Annotated in this window: 1 protein-coding gene; it reads right to left on the reverse strand. The window is 72.5% G+C overall.

All coding sequences use genetic code 11. From position 1 onward, the window contains the following. On the reverse strand, nt 1-305 hold a 305-nt coding region (locus I8N68_RS32535), incomplete at its 3' end, for a hypothetical protein (RefSeq protein WP_200216936.1). Between the last annotated feature and the right edge of the window lie 92 nt (nt 306-397).

The raw sequence follows: 397 nt of genomic DNA on the forward strand, positions 1-397 counted from the left end.
CCCGACACCAACAACCCCTCCCCGTCCGGGCCGGCCACCGCGTAGGGGTGGATGATCCCGAGATCCACCCCGGCCACCCGGCCCGGATCCGGTCCCTCACCCGCCGGGTAGACCGCCACCGGCACCTCAGCGGTCACGTCCAGGAACAGCCGCCCGCCCTCACACAGCAACGTGACCGAGCGGACCTGCTCGGCCGGATACGGCACCTCGCGCGCCAACCTCACCCACAACGGGGCAGTGCCTTTCGCGGTGGGGATCCGCACCCGGTGCCCGTCGACCGTGAACGTGCCGTGATACCAGCGCACCGGCACCAACCCCCGCCGACGACGCGGGAACCGCGCCGACACGTCACCCGCGCTGCGGCGTTTCGCCGCCGCGAACCACGCATCGGAGAACC

The sequence above is a fragment of the Micromonospora coerulea genome, assembly GCF_016598485.1.
Lineage (GTDB): Bacteria > Actinomycetota > Actinomycetes > Mycobacteriales > Micromonosporaceae > Micromonospora > Micromonospora coerulea.